Below are 18,513 nucleotides of genomic sequence, written 5' to 3' on the forward strand. Positions count from 1 at the left end.
CCATATGCTCATGCGTACCCCCCGCAGATATGAGAACGGCGGCCACCCTAGCATGGGCAGCCGCCGCTCATAAGCCTCGAAAGGCGTCAATCGGCGCGCGTCAGGCCGCGACGGGAGCCTTCAGCACGTCGCGGACGGACGCGTCCACGTCGGCCTCGAACTGCGCGAAGTTGGCGACAAACTTGCCGACCAGCTCGGCGGCCGTCTCGTCATAGCGCGCCTTGTCGCTCCACGCGGCGCGCGGATCGAGCATATTGGGGTCGATATCACCAACCGCCACCGGCACCTCGAACCCGAAATTGGGATCGATGCGGAATTCGGCGTTGTTCAGGCTGCCGTCGAGCGCTGCGTTGAGCAGCGCACGCGTCACCTTGATCGGCATACGGCTGATGCCCGGATCGGTTGCCTTGCCGCCGGTCCAGCCGGTGTTGACCAGCCAGCACTTCACGCCACCCTTGGCGATCCGCTCCTTGAGCAGATTGCCGTAGACGCTCGGGCGACGCGGCATGAACGGCGCGCCGAAGCAGGTCGAGAAGGTCGCCTGCGGCTCGGTCACGCCGATTTCCGTACCCGCGACGCGCGCGGTATAGCCCGAGAGGAAGTGATACATCGCCTGATCGGGCGTGAGACGCGCGATCGGCGGCAGCACGCCATAGGCATCGGCGGTGAGGAAGATGATGTTCTTCGGCACCGGGCCGAGATTGTCGGCCGAGGCATTGGGGATGAAGTCGATCGGGTAGGAGCCGCGGCTGTTCTCCGCCAGCGTCGCATCGTCCAGATCGATCTCGCGCGTGTCGGGATCGATCACGACGTTTTCCAGCACCGTGCCAAAGCGCTTCGTAACCGCGTAGATTTCCGGCTCGGCCTCGGCCGAGAGGCGGATCATCTTGGCGTAGCAGCCGCCCTCGAAGTTGAAGACGGCGGTATCCGACCAGCCATGCTCGTCGTCACCGATCAGCGTGCGGCTGGCGTCGGCGCTGAGAGTCGTCTTGCCGGTGCCGGACAGGCCGAAAAACACCGCAGTGTCGCCATTCGGGCCGATATTGGCCGAGCAGTGCATCGGCATGATGCCCTTGGCCGGCAGCAGATAGTTGAGGATAGAGAAGACCGACTTCTTCATCTCGCCGGCATAGGCCGTGCCGCCGATCAAGATCAGCTTCTCGGTGAAGTTGACCGCGATGATCGTCTCGCTGCGGCAGCCATATTTGGCGGGGTCCGCGCGGAAGGTCGGCAGATCGATGATCGTATATTCGGGCTTGAAGCCGGCCAGCTCATCGCGCTCGGGGCGCACGAGCAGCGTGCGGATGAACAGATTGTGCCAGGCAAACTCGTTGATCACGCGCACGTTGACGCGATGCTCGGGCTGCGACCCGCCGAACAGGTCGGCGACGTAAAGCTGCTTCTTCTCGCCCAGCGCGGCGAAGAAATCCGCCTTGAGCGTGGCGAACTGCGCCGGCGTCATCGGCACGTTCACGTCGCCCCAGGCGACCGTGTCCTCGGTCGTACCATCGCGCACAATGAACTTGTCTTTCGCGCTGCGGCCGGTGTGCTTGCCGGTCTCGACAACCAGCGGCCCATCCTTGGCCAGCACGCCCTCGCCGTTGCGAACCGCTTCTTCCACCAAAGGCGCGGTCAGAAGATTCCATTTGACGTCAGCCGACGTCGATATGCCTTGGTCGCCAAGACCAAAGGAAGAGATAACCTGCACACCTGTCTCCTAAGCAAAAACGCAGGGCGGGCTCCTACGGCCGTCCTCCGCGAGAAAACTTCAAATTCAGCCCCGTCCCCGGCGCATAAGGGTTTGATGGCCCAGCGTCAAACGCCACCCGTTGTGCAGTGCCGCGCATCTGTCGCTTTCGTCCGGTGGCGGGACAAAACAGCGGATTCCCTATCGTCCGCCCGGCCCAGGTTGCGCCCGGTCCCGCGTTCGTCTAGGCCGAATGACCAGCAATAGTCAGAGGATCGGCGCAAAGCTCGATGAGCGCTACCATCGCCCTGGTCGACGACGATCGGAACATCCTGTCCTCGCTCAGCATCGCCCTGATCGCGGAAGGGTTCATGACGCGACTCTATCCGGACGGTCAGGCCGCGCTCAAGGCGCTGATCGAGAACCCGCCGGATATCGTGGTGTGCGACATCAAGATGCCCAATCTGGACGGCATCGAGCTGCTCCGCCGGCTGCGGGAGAAGAGCGATCTGCCCTTCATCTTCCTGACCTCCAAGACCGACGAGCTGGACGAGGCACTTGGCTTTGCGATGGGCGCGGACGATTATATCGCCAAGCCCTTCTCGCAGCGGCTGCTGATTGCGCGGGTGCGGGCGCTGCTCCGCCGCACGGCACTCAGCCAGCCGCGCGATGATAATGGCGGCGAAGGCGAGACCGAAACCATCGCACGCGGCCGGCTGAGCATGGACCCCGCCCGCCACCGGGTGCAATGGGATGGCCGGGACGTCGCGCTGACCGTCACCGAGTTCCTGATTCTCGAAGCGCTCGCCCAGCGGCCAGGCATTGTGAAAACCCGTAATCAACTGATGGATGCCGCCTATCAGGACGACATCTATGTGGACGACCGCACCATCGACAGCCACATCAAGCGCCTGCGCCGGAAATTCCGCGAAGTTGCTCCCGAGTTCAACGCAATCGATACGCTCTATGGCGCCGGATATCGCTTCAACGAGGAATGAGGAGCGCCTGGCGAGCGGCGAATGGACCACGCGCATCTCGCTCACCCGGCGGATCCTCGCGGTCAACATCTTCGCGCTTGCCATTCTGGCTGGCGGCTTCTTCTATCTCGATAGCTATCGGGCGCGGCTGATCGACGGCCGGCTGGTGTCGATCAGCCGGGAAACCGCGCTGATCGCCGCTGCGATGGAGACTGCCCCGGCCAGCGATCGCGCCCGGTTACTGCTGCGCACAGCGCAGACCACGGGTTTGCGGCTGCGCATCTATGATGCGGACGGCACGAAATTGGCCGACAGCTTTCGCCTCATCCCACCCAGCTACACGCTGCGTGATCCGATGCGCGATCCGCTCCACATCAAGCTGGCGCGCGTGCTGGACCGCATTGTCGAGACCATCGCGCTGGCGGACCGCCCAGCCTATGTGAAGGAGCCGGCGCAGGATCGCCGCGATGCCTGGCCGGAAGCCCGCGAGGCCGCCCGCACCCGCGCGCCAGCTTCGGCCTATCGGTTCGCGCCGGACCGCACGCCTTTCCTCAGCGTCGCCCGCCCGCTCGACGAAGCCGGGCGCGGCGACGTACTGCTCGCCACCGCAAACACGCGGGACATCACGGATATCGTCCGGGCGGAGCGCCTGCGCATTGCGCTCGTCTTTGCGGCGGCAATTCTCGTGTCCGTGCTGCTCTCGCTCTTTCTTGCGCGGACCATCGTGCTCCCGCTCCGTCGCCTCGCCCGCGCTGCGGTGCGCGTGCGCCTGGGGCGCGCGCGGGAAGTCATCGTGCCGCGCCTGCCGGATCGGCGCGACGAAATCGGGATGCTGGCCCGCGCCGTCTCCGACATGAGCCAGGCATTGCGCCAGCGCATCGATGCGACCGATGCCTTCGCGGCAGATGTGAGCCATGAGCTCAAGAACCCCATCGCGTCGCTGCGTTCGGCGCTCGAGGGGCTGGCCCAGATCAAGGACCCGGCCCTGCAGGCCAAGTTGCTCGCCATCGCACAGGACGATGTGCGCCGGCTCGACCGGCTGGTCAGCGACATTGCCGAGGCAACCCGCATCGACGCCCAGCTCTCGCGCACGCCGTTCGAGACCATCGATCTCGGGCGGATGATCGGACGGATGGTGCGCAACCATGGCCCGCGGGAGGATGGTCCCGCCGTTCGGCTGAGCTATGCAGGGCCGGGCCGTGGCGCCGTGTTCGTCTCCGGTGACCCGCAGAAACTGGTCCGCGTGGTGGATAATCTCATCGACAATGCCCGCTCCTTCTCACCCGATGGCGGGCGGATTCGCCTGACGCTGTCAGCCGAAGACAGCAAGGCTATCGTGGCGGTGGAAGACGAAGGCCCAGGCGTGCCGGAGAGTGAGCGGGAAGCGATCTTCCGGCGGTTCCACAGCGTGCGCCCGGAGCGGGACGGCTTTGGCAATCACAGCGGCCTGGGACTTGCCATCGCCCGCACGATTCTGGAGGGCCACCACGGCTCCATCTATGTCGAGGCGCGCCTCGATGGTAAGACCGGTGCGCGATTTGTCGTGACCCTGCCCCTGGCCGAGCAGGATGTGCCCCCGCCAAACAGCGCGAAGGCGCGCAGCGGCACATGAGCGACGATCCCGCCCATTGCCAAACCATCCACGCTACCAGCGTCGCCATCGGAGGCAAGGGCGTGCTGCTGATCGGCGGCAGCGGGTCCGGCAAGTCAGACCTTGCCCTGCGCCTCATCGATCGCGGCGCGATGCTGATCAGCGACGATTACACCCGCGCCTCAAAGCGGGACGGCAAGCTGATCCTTGACGCGCCGGAAACCATTGCGGGCAAGCTGGAAATTCGCCACCTTGGCATTGTCGAAACGCCCCATGTCGGTGGCGTGATTGCGTGTCTTGCGATCAGACTGGATGAAGCGCCCGTGCGCATGCCTGACATCGGGTCCACATTTTCCCTTCTGGGTGTCGAACTGCCGCTGGTCGTGCTGGCCGGTCTGGAGCCTTCCGCCCCGATCAAGGCCGAATGGGCATTGCTTCGTCTCGACGGGCAGGCGAAGGGGTAGGCATGGACCAGCCCCCTGCCCTGTCACCTGTCCCCCATGCTCCCGGCGCCAAGCGCATCCTGGTGGTCACCGGCCTTTCGGGCGCCGGCAAATCGACCAGCCTGCGCACGCTGGAGGATGCCGGCTGGGAAACGGTCGACAATCTGCCGCTGGTGCTGCTCGACCGGCTGCTCGCCGCGCCGCTGCCGGCCGGTCATGAGCAACAGGCGGGCCGCCCGGTCGCCATCGGCATCGACAGCCGCACGCGCGGTTTCGCGGCGGATACGATCCTCTCGGCCATCGCCGCCCTGCGCCAAGGGGATGGGCGCGAGCGCACCGGCTATGAGGTCGAGATGCTGTTCCTCGATTGCTCGGGCACGGTGCTTGAGCAGCGTTATGCCGAGACGCGGCGGCGCCACCCTCTGGCGTTGGACCGCCCGGCGGCGGACGGGATTGCCCGGGAGCGCGAGCTGCTGGAACCGCTGCGCCGCGCGGCCGAGCATGTCGTCGATAGCTCGGACCTCACCAGTAACGGCCTGCAGCAGGCGATCCGCCAGCGCTTTGCGGGCAGTTTCGAATCGACCCTGACCTTGCTGTCCTTCGGCTTTGCGCGCGGCGTTCCGCGCAATGCCGACCTGATGTTCGACATGCGGTTCCTGCGCAATCCCTATTGGGACGAGACGCTGCGCCCGTTGACCGGCCTCGATCCGGACGTCCGCGATTATGTGATGGCGGACACGCTGTTCGAGGCGGCCGTGGGCCAGATCGAGAAGCTGCTGGTCACCATCCTTCCTCGCTACAGCGAGGAAGGGAAAGCCTATGTCACCATCGCCTTTGGCTGCACCGGCGGTCGCCACCGCTCGGTGTGCGTGACGGAAGAGATCGCAGAACGCTTGCGCCGGGCGGGCTTTTCGCCCACCATTGCGCACCGCAATCTGGATTCAGTCCAGTTGGACGCCTATGAGAACCGGCGCCAAGGCAAAAAAGAAATCGTACCAACGGAAATCGAAGGGCGGGGCGCACACTCACCATGATTGGACTCGTGCTCGTAACCCATGGCGGGCTCGCGACGGAATTTCGCGTCGCCATGGAACATGTCGTAGGGCCGCAACAGGCCATAGAAACCGTCTGCATCGGCCCCGATGACGATATGGAGGTGCGGCGCGCCGACATCGCCGCCGCCGTGCAGCGCGTCGATGATGGCTCAGGCGTGATCCTGCTGACCGACCTGTTCGGCGGCACCCCCTCCAACCTCGCCATTTCCCTGCTCGACGCCGGGCGCGTGGAAGTGATTGCCGGCGTCAATCTTCCCATGCTGATCCGTCTCGAAAGCGCCCGCCGCAACATGAGCGTCACGCAAGCGGTCGCCGCCGCGCGGGAAGCGGGCCGCAAATATATCAGCGTCGCCTCCGAGCTGCTGGGAGACGCCACTTGAGCGGCGAGACAGCCAGCGCAACCGTGCGCATCGCCAACCGGCGTGGCCTGCACGCGCGGGCCAGCGCCAAGTTCGTCACGCTGGCGAGCAGCCTGCCGGCGACCATCATGGTACGCAAGGATGGGCAAGAAGTGGTCGGCACCTCGATCATGGGCCTGATGATGCTGGGCGCCGCCATGGGCGATGATATCACCGTCTCGGTGAGCGGTGACGATGCCCCAGCGGCGCTGGCTGCCGTCATCGAGCTGGTCGAAAATCGCTTCGGCGAAGACTGATCCTGTGCGGCCCTGCTGACCATGCCCCGCGAAATCACCGGCTTTTCCAACCCGCTCGTCAAGCGCGTGCGCGGCTTGCGGGAAAAGAAGCTGCGCAAGCGCGAAGGTCTGTTTCTGGCCGAGGGCCTGCGTATCCTCACTGAAGCGCGCGAGCGCGGCATTCTGCCCGAGATGCTGTTCATGGCGAGCGATGCCCGCCCGCATCCGCTGGCCGACGAGCTGATCGTGGCGGTCGAGGCGAAAGGCGGCGATGTCATCCTCACCAGCGCGGATATTCTCGGCAAGATCTCCGGCAAGGACAATGCGCAGACGCTCGTCGGCGTCTATCCCGACCGGCTGACCCCCCTCCCCGCGCTCGATCGCAGCGCGGCGCCGATCTGGTTCGTCGCACAGGCCATGCGCGATCCCGGCAATCTGGGGACGCTGCTGCGCATCGGCGACGCGGTCGGTGCCGGCGGCGTGATTCTTGTGGATGACTGTGTCGATCCGTTTTCCGTCGAGACGGTGCGGGCCTCGATGGGCGCCCTCTTCACCCAATCCATCGCGCAGGCGAGTTGGGCTGACTTCCTCACTTGGCTCCGCACGGGGCCGGGCCAGCTTGTCGGCACCAGTCTCAACACCGAGCACGATTATCAGGCGCCGCGCTACGAGGCCCCGACCTTTCTCGTAATCGGCAATGAGGCGCGCGGCCTCCCCGCCGATTATGAGGCCGCCTGCGACCTGCTGGTCAAAATCCCGATGATGGGCCGTGCGGACAGCCTCAATGCTTCCGTCGCCGGGGCCGTGATGGCCTATGAAGTGCTGAACCAGCAGCGCCGGCGCTGATCCCTCTCCTGTCACCCCCCATTCGCGCCATCTAGCGCTGCTGCCCGGAATTGAGCTAGGGCATCGCCGTCATATGTGAGGGGGGCCGACTTTGAACGACGCAGCAACCGCCGGAACGCCGGCGCCCAGCGGCCTGTCCGCCATGGTGAAGCACCGCCGCGTGCTCGTCGCGAGTCTGGCCGGCACCACGGTCGAGTTCTACGATTTCTATATCTATGCGACGGCGGCGAGCCTCGTCTTCGGCCCGCTCTTCTTCCCCGCCACGTCGCCCACCGCGCAGCTGATGGCAGCTTATGCCAGCTTCGCCCTCGCCTTTCTGGCGCGCCCGCTCGGCGCCGCCGTGTTCGGCCATTATGGCGATCGGATCGGCCGCAAATCGACGCTCGTCGCCTCGCTCATGCTGATGGGCGGCTCGACCTTCCTCATCGCCTTCCTGCCGACTTATGCGATGATCGGCTGGGTCGCGCCGCTGCTGCTCTGTATCCTGCGCTTTGGCCAGGGCTTCGGCCTGGGCGGCGAATGGGGTGGTGCTGCGCTGCTGGCGGTGGAGAATGCCCCGCCGGGCTGGCGCGCGCGCTTCGGCATGATGCCGCAGCTTGGCGCACCGCTGGGCTTTGTCGCCGCGAATGGCCTGTTCCTGCTGCTCGGCCTTTGGCTCAGCGATGCGCAATTCATGGCGTGGGGCTGGCGCCTTCCCTTCCTTGCCAGCGCGCTGCTGGTCATCATCGGCCTGTGGGTGCGCTTGAAGATGGGCGAGACGCCCGAGTTCAAGGCGGCGCTGGAGGCCGAGCCGCCGGCAGCCATTCCGTTGGCGGAACTGCTCACCCGCCATGTGCGCGCGACCATGGCCGGCACGCTCGCCGTCGTCTGCTGCTTCGCGCTGTTCTACATCTCCACGGCCTTCGCGCTGGGCTACGCCACGGTGAACATCGGCATGGCGCGCAGCGAGGTGCTGACCATCCAGCTTGCGGCGATCCTGATGCTCGCGCTGGGGATCATCGTGGCCGGCTGGTGGTCGGACATGCGCTCGGCGAGCCGTGTGCTGATCGCCGGATGCGCCGCGACGGTGCCGCTCGGCATCGTCTTCGGCGCCGGGTTCGATGCCGCCAATCCGCTGGCGCTCTTCCTCATCCTCGCCATGTCGCTGCTGCTGATGGGCTTTACCTACGGCCCGCTCGGCGAATGGCTGACCGCCCTCTTCCCGCCGCGCGTGCGCTATTCCGGCTCATCCTTCGCCTTCAACGTGGGCGGGATCATCGGCGGGGCCATGGCACCCATTGCCGCGCAATATCTGGTGAGCACGCACGGGGTGAGCGCTGTGGGCCTCTACCTCTCCGGCGCGGCGGTGATCAGCCTCATCGGACTGGTGTGGCTGGCGCCGAGGGCCTCGCAGCCCGGCTGAAGGCCGCCGGGCCGGACGTGACCGGGCTTTCGCCCGGCCATCAGATCCTCGTCAGGGTCGTTGTCAGGCCAAGGCGCCGTGACAATGCTTGTACTTCTCGCCGGAACCACAGGGGCACGGCGCGTTGCGGCTGATTTCCTCACCCGCATAGGGATTGCCCTCACCCACCGCCGCAGCCGTCGCGGCGCGCGGAATGGTGGTGGTGATGAACCCGCGCGTGCCGGCATCGATGTCCGCGCTGTTATCCTCGCCCGTGAACGGGTCGATATGACTGGTGAGGAAGTCCGGCAGTTCCGGCAGCGGCGGCGGCGCCGGGTCCTGCATCTGGAACTGGACATGGCTGACCGTGCGGCTTACATCCTCGCGGATGTTCTCGAGCATCCGCTCGAAGAGCGCGAACGCCTCCTGCTTATACTCGTTGATCGGCGTCTTCTGCGCATAAGCGCGCAGGTGGACGACCTGACGGAGGGCATCGAGCGTCGCCAGATGCTCTTTCCAGTGATGGTCGAGATTCTGCAGCAGGATGCTCTTCTCGATCTGCGCCCAGGTCTCGGGCTTGAGATCATTGACCTTCTCCGCCAGCGCGGCATCGGACAGCACGGTGAGGCGCTCGACGAACAGCTCCGGATCGACCACGTCCTCGGTCAGCCAGCCATCGATGTCCGGCGTCAGACTCATCACCGCCTCAAGGCGCTCCTTGAGCTGCGGAATGTTCCACTGCTCGGGGTAGGTGCCCGGAGGACAGGCGGCGCCGACGATGTCGTTGATCGTCTCATGGCGCATCTCGGTGACGACGTCGCCGACCGTCTCGGCATCCATGATCTCGCTGCGCTGCTCGTAGATCACCTTGCGCTGGTCGTTCATCACGTCGTCATACTCGACGACCTGCTTGCGGATTTCGTAGTTGCGCTGTTCGACCTTCTTCTGCGCGGTCTCGATCGCCTTGCTCATCCACTTGGAGGGCGGAAGCGCCTCGCCATCCTCCAGGCTGGAGCGCATCATGCGCGCGAACAGCGTGTCCGGGCCGAAGATGCGCAGCAGATCGTCATCGAGGCTGAGGTAGAAGCGGGACAGGCCCGGATCGCCCTGACGGCCCGAGCGGCCACGCAGCTGGTTGTCGATACGGCGGCTCTCATGCCGCTCCGTGCCGAGCACGAACAGGCCGCCGGCGGCGAGCACCTGCTGGCGCTCGGCCTCGATTTCCGCTTCGATCCGCGCAATCGCGGCATCGCGCTCCGGGCCTTCCGGCATGTCCTTGAGCTCATCCTCAACCCGGAATTCCAGGTTGCCGCCCAGCTTGATATCGGTGCCACGGCCGGCCATGTTCGTCGCGATGGTCACCGCGCCGAGCCGCCCGGCCTGAGCCACGATGCCGGCTTCCTGCTCGTGGAAGCGCGCATTCAACACCGAGTGCTTGACGCCCTCTTCCTTGAGGAAGCTGGAGAGCAGTTCAGACTTTTCGATGGAGACGGTACCCACCAGCACCGGCTGGCCCTTGGCGGCATGTTCGCCGATGGTCTTGGCGATGCCTTTGAACTTGTCCTCAAGGCTCTTGTAGAAGAGATCCTGATCGTCCTGACGCTGCACCGGCAGGTTGGTCGGGATGGTCACCACGTTCATCTTGTAGATGTCGTAGAATTCCGCCGCCTCGGTCGCCGCCGTACCAGTCATGCCCGAGAGCTTGGGATACATGCGGAAATAATTCTGGAAGGTGATCGAAGCCAGCGTCTGGTTCTCCGGCTCGATGTTCACGCCTTCCTTGGCTTCCACGGCCTGGTGCAGACCGTCAGACCAGCGGCGCCCGTCCATCATGCGGCCGGTGAACTCATCGATGATGACGACCTTGCCGTCCTTCACGATATAATCGATGTCGCGCCGGAACATGAAGTTGGCGCGCAGAGCCTGGTTCACATGGTGGACGACCTGTGTGTTCTCGAAATCGTAGAGATTGGCGCCCTGGAGCAGCCCTGCGTCCTCCAGCATCCGCTCCACCTTCTCGGTGCCGTCCTCGGTCAGCACGATGGAGCGCTGCTTCTCGTCCTTTTCGTAATCCTCATCCGCGAGGTTCTTCACCAGCGCGTTGACGGACATATACATCTCGGACTTGTCGTCCGTCGGGCCGGAAATGATCAGCGGCGTGCGCGCCTCGTCGATCAGAATCGAGTCCACCTCGTCGACGATCGCGTAATTGAACGGGCGCTGGACCATCTGGTCACGCTCATATTTCATGTTGTCGCGCAGATAATCGAAGCCAAGCTCGTTGTTGGTGGCGTAGGTGATGTCCGCATCATAAGCCGCGCGGCGCTCCGGCTCGGAGAGGTTGGGCACGATCACGCCCGTGGTCAGTCCCAGGAAGTTGTAGAGCTGGCTCATCCATTCGCAGTCGCGCCGGGCGAGATAGTCGTTGACGGTGACGACATGGACGCCCTTGCCGGGCAGCGCGTTGAGATAGGTCGCGAGCGTCGCGACCAGCGTCTTGCCTTCACCGGTACGCATCTCGGCGATCTCGCCGCGGTGGAGCACGATGCCGCCGACCATCTGAACGTCATAATGGCGCTGGCCCAGCGCGCGCTTCGCGCCCTCACGCACCGTCGCGAACGCCTCGGGCAGGATCTGGTCGAGCGTCGCGCCGTCAGCGAGCTGGCTGCGGAACTTGGCCGTCTGCGCCTTCAGCTCATCATCGCTCATGGCGACCATCGTCGGCTCGAATGCGGCAATCTGATTGACCGTCTTGCTGAGAGACTTGACGTAACGCTCATTTGAAGAGCCGAAGAAGAATTTGGCAACGCCGCCGAGCATATCGGAAATTCCTGTCTGAAAACGGAAAGGTCGGGCGCCGGTTCACACACCGGCAAGCGAACGCGCCGGGAGCCAGCGCGCGAACAGCAGAATGGCAGACCGGCAACATGGCGGCCTGCGGCGGGCTTAGATCAGCCAGCTCTGCTTCAGGGAAAGGTGGGTGCGGCCACTGCGGGCCGGCAGCGCCAGCGCCGTAGCCTGATCGGCCCGTACAAGGACGGCCTCGGCCCGCGTGTCAGCGCTGATCAAGACCCGCGCGACTGCAATCGCCTGCTCACTGGAGGGAGCCTGCTGCGATTCTGCACTGAGTTCCACCTGTGCAGGCGCCACGCGGCTCTCGCCGACCATCAGGCCGGAGAGCGACGCAAGAAGCGCGGACAGAAGGATCATCAATTGCAAGTCGCAGGCATCCCGGCCGGTAAGACGCACCCCACATAGGATGCGGCAAGCGGTTCGTCTACGCCCTTCACCATGAACGATCCGGAAACGGGCCGTCCATGGCTGGTGCAGGATCAGACGAGCCGGCTCTGCTTGAGCGCCGCCGCAATGAAGCTGGCGAACAGCGGGTGCGGATCGAACGGCTTGGACTTGAGCTCCGGGTGGAACTGCACGCCGATGAACCATGGGTGATCCGGCCGCTCGACGATTTCCGGCAGCGTGCCATCCGGTGACATGCCCGAGAAGATGAGGCCGCCCTGCTCGAGCGGTTGGCGATAGGCCGCGTTCACTTCGTAGCGGTGGCGATGGCGCTCGCTGATATCCTCGGCACCGTAGATGCTGGAAACGACGCTGTTGCCGCTCAGCTTGGCCGGATAGGCGCCCAGGCGCATGGTGCCGCCAAGGTCGGTATCGACATTGCGGGTCTGCAGCCCCTCGGCGCTCATCCACTCCGTGATGAGGCCCACGACCGGCTCGCTGGTCTCGCCGAACTCGGTGGTCGAGGCGCGCTCGATCCCGGCGGTGTTCCGCGCACCCTCGATGCAGGCCATCTGCATTCCGAGGCAGATGCCGAAGAAGGGCACGCCCCGCTCGCGCGCGAACCGCACGGAGGCAATCTTTCCTTCCGAGCCGCGCACGCCAAAGCCGCCAGGCACAAGAATGCCATGCATCGGCTCGAGCTGGGCCGCGATGTCGCTGTCTTCGGCCTCGAACAGCTCGGCATCGAGCCACTGGACCTTCACCTTCACCCGATTGGCCAACCCGCCATGCACGAGCGCCTCGTGCAGCGACTTGTAGGCATCCGGCAAGCCGACATATTTGCCGACGACGCCGATGGTCACTTCCCCTTCGGGGTGGACCTGCCGGTCCATGATGTCGAACCAGCGTGTCAGGTCCGGCTCGCGCGAACCTTCGATGCCGAAGGCGCTCAGCACGGCCCGGTCCAGCCCTTCACGGTGATACTGCACCGGCACGGCATAGATGCTGCTGGCATCCAGCGCGGGAATCACGGCTTCCGTGCGCACATTACAGAACAAGGCGATTTTCGCCCGCTCGCTGTCCGGCAGCGGATGCTCGGTGCGGCAGAGCAGAATGTCGGGCTGAATGCCGAGCGAGGTCAACTCGCGCACGCTGTGCTGGGTCGGCTTGGTCTTCAGCTCGCCGGCCGCTGCAATATAGGGCACAAGCGTGACATGGACCAGCACGGTCTGGCCGTGGCCCAGTTCATTGCGGAGCTGGCGGATGGCCTCCATGAACGGCAGGCTCTCGATATCGCCGACCGTGCCGCCGATCTCGCAAAGCACGAAATCGACATCGTCCGTCTCGGCCAGAGCGAAGCGCTTGATCTCGTCCGTCACGTGCGGGATCACCTGCACGGTGGCACCGAGATAATCGCCGCGCCGCTCACGCTGGATGATCGTCTGGTAGATGCGCCCCTGCGTGACGTTGTCGGCCTGCCGGCTCGCAACGCCCGTAAAGCGCTCATAATGGCCAAGATCGAGATCGGTCTCCGCCCCGTCATCCGTCACATAGACTTCGCCATGTTGATAAGGCGACATCGTGCCGGGATCGACATTGAGGTAGGGATCGAACTTACGGGTGCGGACCTTGTAGCCACGCGCTTGGAGGAGCGCCGCAAGCGACGCAGCCATAAGGCCTTTTCCAAGCGAGGAGACCACGCCGCCGGTGATGAATATGAACCGCGCCATGGGAGAGGAGGCTTACGCTGAACTCGAACGGAAGGGCAAGCGGACGAATCCGCCACCGGTGAAAAAAACTGGTGGATCGTTACTGCGCGAGCGGGGCGCCGGCCGCACCATTGGCAGGCGCCGAGGCCGGACCGGCCGGTGCTGCCGCGCTGTTGGCCGCCCCGGAAATGCCGTCGCCATCGGCAATCGGCGCCGACATGTCGCTGGTGCCGGACTGGCCGACCAGCGAGGTATCGATCGTCGCGGCCCGGTGCTGCGTGGCGGCAATCACCGCCAGCACGATGCTCATGCCCACGAACAAGGTCGCGAGAATCTTGGTCGCCCGGCTAAGGAAATCCGCCGCGCCACGCGCCGACATCAGACCGGACGGGCTGCCACCGCCACCCATGCCGAGCCCGCCACCCTCGGACCGCTGCATCAGAATGACAGTGACGAGCGCGAAGGCGATGATCGCCTGGACGACAAGGAGAAAGGTGAACAGCATGAGCGGTTAGGACATCCCGACGGGTGTTGAAGCAGCGCCCTTAGCGCGCATTGCGCCGGGCATCAACCTTTGCGGCAGGTCGCAATGAATCCGCTCAGCCATGGAAATAATCATAGACCGTCTGCGCGACCGCCGATGAAACGCCGGGTGCACGCTGGAGGTCGTCAAGGCTGGCGTTGCGCACGGCGCGGGCGGTACCGAAATGCATGAGCAGCGCTTTTTTACGCGCGGGACCGATGCCGGGCACTTCGTCCAGCGAGCTGACAGTGATCGCCTTGGCCCGCTTCTGCCGGTGCGCGCCGATCGCAAAGCGATGGGCCTCGTCGCGCAGGCGTTGCAGGTAGAACAGCACCGGGTGATTGACCGGGAGCTGGAAATCCCGCCCGTCCAGCAGATGGAAGACCTCCCGCCCCTCGCGGCCATGATGCGGCCCCTTGGCGACGCCGACCATCGGCACATCCTCGATGCCCATCTCTTCCAGCGCCTTGCGGGCTGCGTTGAGCTGGCCCCGCCCGCCATCGATCAGCACCAGGTCCGGCCATTCGCCGGATTCCCGATCGGGATCTTCCTCGGCCGCGCGGCCAAAACGGCGACCGAGCACTTCGCGCATCATGCCATAATCGTCGCCCGCGACGGTTTCAGGGCGCTTGATGTTGAACTTGCGATAGCCGCTCTTGCGGAATCCCTCCGGCCCCGCAACCACCATCGCCCCCAGCGCACTGGTGCCCTGAATGTGGCTGTTATCGTAGATCTCGATGCGATTGGGCGGACCTTCCAGACCCAGCAGCTCGGCCATGTCGGCGAGGATCTTGCCTTGCGCGCTGCTCTCGGCCTGACGGCGCTCCAGCGCTTCCTCAGCATTGCGCTGGGCCTGCTTGATGAGCTTCACGCGGCTGCCGCGCTGCGGCACCTCGACGCGCACCTTGCGCTCCAGCTTCTGGCTCAGCGCCTCGGCGAGCAGCAGCGTCTCGGACGGCTCGCGATCGCAGAGTACCAGTGGCGCCGGCGGCACATCCTCATAGAATTGCGCCATGAACTGCATCAGCACTTCGTCCTCGCCCACCTCGGCGGTGTGGACCGGGAAGAAGCTGCGATGCCCCCAATTCTGCCCGCCGCGAATGAAGAAGGCCTGGATGCACATGCCGCCATTGCGGCTGGCGAGCGCGAAGATATCGGCATCGCCCAACCCCTCGGCGTGGATCGCCTGACTGCCCTGAATGAAGGTCAGCGCCTTGAGCCGATCTCTATAGACCGCCGCCATCTCGTAATCGAGCGACTCCGCCGCCGCATTCATCGCCTCACCGAGCCGCGCCTGCACCGCCGTGGACTTGCCGCCGAGAAAGTCCTGCGCGTCCTGGGTCAGGGCCGCATAATCCGCCTCGTTGATGCGTCCGACGCAGGGCGCGGAGCAGCGGCGAATTTGATACAGCAGGCAGGGCCGCGAGCGATTGGCGAAGAAGCTGTCCGTGCAACTGCGCAGCAGGAACAGCTTCTGCAGCGCGTTGAGCGTCTTGCGCACCTGCCCTGCCCCGGCGAACGGCCCGTAATATTGCCCCTTGTAGCGCCGCGCACCACGGTGGAGCTGGACGCGCGGAAAGGCGTGATCCTCGCGCAGCAGGATGAACGGGAAGCTTTTGTCATCGCGCAGCAGCACATTGTAGGGTGGCCGAAAGCGCTTGATGAGCTGCGCTTCCAGCAGCAGCGCCTCGGCCTCGCTCTGGGTTGTGACGATCGTCATCGAGCGGGTCTGCGAGACCATGCGCTGCAGCCGGCGCGGCAGGCGATCGACCTGCGTGTAGTTGGATACGCGATTCTTGAGCGCCCGCGCCTTGCCGACATACAGGACGTCGCCGCGCGCATCCTGCATTCGATACACGCCGGGTCGCGTGCCCAAGGTCTTCAGCGTCTCGCGAATCGCCGCGACGCCGGCGTCCACGTCCGGCAGTTCACTACCCCGGATGGTGGAGGTCGCTTTTTCTTCGTTGAAGCGATTGGGGGACGATGGCCGCTCGGTCATCCGCGCCATTTAGGCGCCCGAGGCGGACAGGACAACGGCCTCCTGCCTCAACCGACCCAACCACGACCCTTCAAAAGCAGAAAGGCCGGGCCGATCGCTCGGCCCGGCCTTTCTAAGCCATCAATCTGCAGGTCGTTCAGTGCGCGAGCTTGCCGATCACGTCGTCGACGAGGCCCTTGTCGGCCGCGGCACTGTGGGTCTCGCGGATCAGCACGCCCGCTGCTGCCGTCGCCGCTGCAGCCGCCTTGGCGCGCACATCGGCAATGGCCGCGCGCTCAGCTGCGGCGATCTTGTCTTCCGCCATCTTCTGGCGACGGACGACCAGCGCTTCGGCTTCCGCCTGCGCTGCGGTGATGAGATCGGCTGCTTCCTGCTCGGCCGCCGAGCGCATCGCATCGGCTTCCTTCGCGACAGAGGCGATCCGGCCTTCATACTCGGCCTTGAGCGCTTCGGCTTCCTTGCGGAGCCGCGCGGCTTCGTCGAGCTGATTGCGGATCGTCGCGATCTTGGCGTCCAGCGACCGGGCGATGAGCGCCGGCACCTTCTTCCAGATCAGCACCGCAACGAACACGAGCATCGAGAGGCTGACCCAGCCCGTCGCATCCATCCCCAAAGCGGTGGCGTCCGGAACATGGTGCTCGGGGCCGCCCACGGCTTCCGTGGCCGCGTGGATGTCGCCGTCCAGATTCTGGACCTTGTCGGCGTTTTCGAGATTGAACTGCACGGCGCCGGAGCCGTTGTCGCTTGCCGGGGCTGTCTCGGCAACCTGTGTCATGGTCTGGTTTGCCATATCAGAGTACCGCCTTCACTGCCTTGAGCGCCGCATCCGGCGACACCTGCGTGCCTGCGACCTTCTGCACGATGTCCGCTGCGGCATCCGCTGCAACGGTTTCGATCTGCGCCAGCGCCTTCACGCGGCCGGCCTCGATCTCGCCTTCCGCTGCGGCCAGCTTTTCGCTGAGCGCCGCGTCGGTCTTGGCCAGCGCAGCCTCGCGATTGCGAGCAGCTTCGGCCTTTGCCTGGGCCAGACGGCCCTGCGCAGCGGCACGCGCTTCATTTTCCTTCGCCCGCCAGTCGGCTTCGAGCGCATCGGCCTTGGCCGAATTCGCACGGGCCGCTTCGAGATCGTCGGCGATCTTCTTGTCGCGCGCATCCACCGTGGACTGAATCTTCGGCACCATGCCGCGACCGATCACGAAAAACACGAACCCGAATGTCAGCAGAACCCAGAAGATCTGCGACGAGTAGGTTGCGGCGAGCTGGGCTATCTGAGGCATATCACCTGTCCGTTTGCGCGGTCCGGCGGCAGCCCGTCATTGGGCAGCCGCCGGCTCCACATCATCGTCTGTCGTCTTGCGGGCGATCAGGCGACGAAGATCAGGATCATCGCGACGACGAACGCCAGCAGGCCGAGAAGCTCTGCGGCGGCGAAGCCGATGAACAGACGGCCCTGCTGGCCGTCGGCAGCGCCCGGATTGCGCAGCGCGCTCTCAAGGAACGAGCCGAAGACGTTACCCACGCCGAGCGCGGCCACGCCGGCACCGATAGCAGCCAGACCGGCACCGATCAGCTTTGCGGCTTCTGCGTCCATGTTACTTAACTCCTTTTCTGAAACTCGATTTGGTCGTTGGTTGAAACTCAGTGCAGATGCTCGGCGTCGTGAATGTACAGCGACGTGAGCAGTGCGAAAACATAGGCCTGGATGCCAGCGACCAGGATCTCCAGCGCAGAGATGCCGACCATCAGGGCAAAGCTGGGGATGCCGACGCCAAGGCCGGGCGCCACGCCAGCAGCCGAAGCGTTGATCACGAAGCCGGCAAGCACCTTGAGCAGAATGTGACCGGCGATCATCGCGACGAACAGTCGCAGGCCCAGCGAGAAGGGGCGCACCATGAACGAGACGAACTCGATGATGGGGATCAGCCAGATCAGCCACAGCGGGGTACCGTGCGGCACGAACAACGAGAAGAACTTGAGGCCATGCTTCCAGAAGCCGACGATCAGCACGATCGAGAAGCTCAGGATCGCCAGAACACCAGTGACCGTGAAGTGGCTGGTGAAGGTGAAGGGATGCAGGCCGAAAATGCCGATGGGCAGCAGGCCAAGCAGGTTGGCGAAGAGGATGAACATAAACAGCGAGAAGATATAGGGCACATATTTGCGCCCGCCCTTGCCGATATTGTCATCGGTCAGCTTCGCGATGAAGCCGGTCATCGACTCTACAGCCGCCTGCCAGCGCCCCGGCACCAGATCGCGCTTCATGCCGAGCAGCATGAAGCCCCACAGAACGACGACCGTGATCACCATCCACAGCGCGCTGTTGGTGAACGCAATGTTGTAACCACCGAGGCTCCACTGTTCGGTACCGAACAGCGGCTCGATGGCGAACTGGTGCATAGGATCGATCTTGCCGGGTTCTGCCACGTCTGAT

The 18,513-nt window shown here is 64.8% G+C and carries 18 protein-coding genes; 8 read left to right on the forward strand and 10 right to left on the reverse strand.

Annotated features, from left to right (window positions below; translation table 11 throughout):
- Nucleotides 1–100: 100 nt before the first annotated feature.
- The gene (locus M2332_RS03565; protein WP_264573006.1) at nt 101–1,708 is read right to left on the reverse strand and encodes a phosphoenolpyruvate carboxykinase; all 1,608 of its coding nucleotides are present in this window, start codon (nt 1,706–1,708) and stop codon (nt 101–103) included.
- Between the two features lie 269 nt (nt 1,709–1,977).
- Here M2332_RS03565 and M2332_RS03570 point away from each other — a divergent pair, with 269 nt between their 5' ends.
- The 8 genes from M2332_RS03570 to M2332_RS03605 all read left to right on the forward strand — a co-directional run bounded on the left by M2332_RS03570 (nt 1,978) and on the right by M2332_RS03605 (nt 8,635).
- Nucleotides 1,978–2,685, forward strand: a complete 708-nt coding sequence (locus M2332_RS03570) for a response regulator transcription factor (protein ID WP_264573007.1) — start codon at nt 1,978–1,980, stop codon at nt 2,683–2,685.
- Nucleotides 2,654–4,276 carry a sensor histidine kinase gene (locus M2332_RS03575; protein WP_264573008.1) on the forward strand — a complete coding sequence of 541 codons (1,623 nt, stop codon included), beginning with the start codon at nt 2,654–2,656 and terminating at the stop codon, nt 4,274–4,276. The genes M2332_RS03570 and M2332_RS03575 overlap by 32 nt, the downstream gene beginning before the upstream one ends.
- Entirely contained in the window at nt 4,273–4,719 is a 447-nt protein-coding gene (locus M2332_RS03580) for an HPr kinase/phosphorylase (protein ID WP_264573009.1), read from the forward strand. The genes M2332_RS03575 and M2332_RS03580 overlap by 4 nt, the downstream gene beginning before the upstream one ends.
- 2 nt (nt 4,720–4,721) lie before the next feature.
- Nucleotides 4,722–5,732: an RNase adapter RapZ gene (gene rapZ, locus M2332_RS03585; RefSeq protein WP_264573010.1), complete on the forward strand. Its 1,011-nt coding sequence runs from the start codon at nt 4,722–4,724 to the stop codon at nt 5,730–5,732.
- Entirely contained in the window at nt 5,729–6,133 is a 405-nt protein-coding gene (locus tag M2332_RS03590; protein ID WP_181559869.1) for a PTS sugar transporter subunit IIA, read from the forward strand. The genes rapZ and M2332_RS03590 overlap by 4 nt, the downstream gene beginning before the upstream one ends.
- Entirely contained in the window at nt 6,130–6,408 is a 279-nt protein-coding gene (locus tag M2332_RS03595; protein ID WP_181559870.1) for an HPr family phosphocarrier protein, read from the forward strand. The genes M2332_RS03590 and M2332_RS03595 overlap by 4 nt, the downstream gene beginning before the upstream one ends.
- A gap of 21 nt (nt 6,409–6,429) precedes the next feature.
- The gene (locus M2332_RS03600) at nt 6,430–7,233 is read left to right on the forward strand and encodes a TrmH family RNA methyltransferase (RefSeq protein ID WP_264573011.1); all 804 of its coding nucleotides are present in this window, start codon (nt 6,430–6,432) and stop codon (nt 7,231–7,233) included.
- Between the two features lie 142 nt (nt 7,234–7,375).
- Nucleotides 7,376–8,635 (forward strand): MFS transporter, encoded by a 1,260-nt coding sequence (locus tag M2332_RS03605; protein ID WP_264574882.1) that lies wholly within the window; start codon nt 7,376–7,378, stop codon nt 8,633–8,635.
- A gap of 63 nt (nt 8,636–8,698) precedes the next feature.
- On the opposite strand, the gene secA is transcribed toward M2332_RS03605, so the two are convergent.
- The 9 genes from secA to M2332_RS03650 form a co-directional block, all read right to left on the reverse strand.
- Nucleotides 8,699–11,434 (reverse strand): preprotein translocase subunit SecA, encoded by a 2,736-nt coding sequence (gene secA / locus M2332_RS03610; RefSeq protein ID WP_264573012.1) that lies wholly within the window; start codon nt 11,432–11,434, stop codon nt 8,699–8,701.
- A gap of 126 nt (nt 11,435–11,560) precedes the next feature.
- Nucleotides 11,561–11,824, reverse strand: a complete 264-nt coding sequence (locus M2332_RS03615; RefSeq protein WP_264573013.1) for a hypothetical protein — start codon at nt 11,822–11,824, stop codon at nt 11,561–11,563.
- A gap of 122 nt (nt 11,825–11,946) precedes the next feature.
- Complete coding sequence (locus M2332_RS03620; RefSeq protein WP_264573014.1) at nt 11,947–13,581, reverse strand: CTP synthase; 1,635 nt, start codon at nt 13,579–13,581, stop codon at nt 11,947–11,949.
- A 79-nt stretch (nt 13,582–13,660) separates the two neighbouring features.
- Nucleotides 13,661–14,062, reverse strand: a complete 402-nt coding sequence (gene secG / locus M2332_RS03625) for a preprotein translocase subunit SecG (RefSeq protein ID WP_181561429.1) — start codon at nt 14,060–14,062, stop codon at nt 13,661–13,663.
- Nucleotides 14,063–14,159: 97 nt separating this feature from the next.
- A complete protein-coding gene (gene uvrC / locus M2332_RS03630; RefSeq protein WP_264574883.1) occupies nt 14,160–16,082 on the reverse strand; it encodes an excinuclease ABC subunit UvrC in 1,923 nt (640 codons plus the stop codon).
- Between the two features lie 136 nt (nt 16,083–16,218).
- Entirely contained in the window at nt 16,219–16,872 is a 654-nt protein-coding gene (locus M2332_RS03635) for a F0F1 ATP synthase subunit B (RefSeq protein WP_264573015.1), read from the reverse strand.
- A gap of 1 nt (nt 16,873) precedes the next feature.
- Nucleotides 16,874–17,359 carry an ATPase gene (locus tag M2332_RS03640; protein ID WP_181559876.1) on the reverse strand — a complete coding sequence of 162 codons (486 nt, stop codon included), beginning with the start codon at nt 17,357–17,359 and terminating at the stop codon, nt 16,874–16,876.
- Nucleotides 17,360–17,445: 86 nt separating this feature from the next.
- Nucleotides 17,446–17,673 (reverse strand): F0F1 ATP synthase subunit C, encoded by a 228-nt coding sequence (locus M2332_RS03645; protein ID WP_014076610.1) that lies wholly within the window; start codon nt 17,671–17,673, stop codon nt 17,446–17,448.
- A 47-nt stretch (nt 17,674–17,720) separates the two neighbouring features.
- On the reverse strand, nt 17,721–18,506 hold the full coding sequence (locus tag M2332_RS03650; RefSeq protein WP_181559877.1) for a F0F1 ATP synthase subunit A: 786 nt from the start codon (nt 18,504–18,506) through the stop codon (nt 17,721–17,723).
- Nucleotides 18,507–18,513 lie beyond the last annotated feature (7 nt).

The organism is Sphingobium sp. B11D3A (assembly GCF_025961695.1).
In the GTDB taxonomy this organism is placed as follows: Bacteria; Pseudomonadota; Alphaproteobacteria; order Sphingomonadales; family Sphingomonadaceae; genus Sphingobium.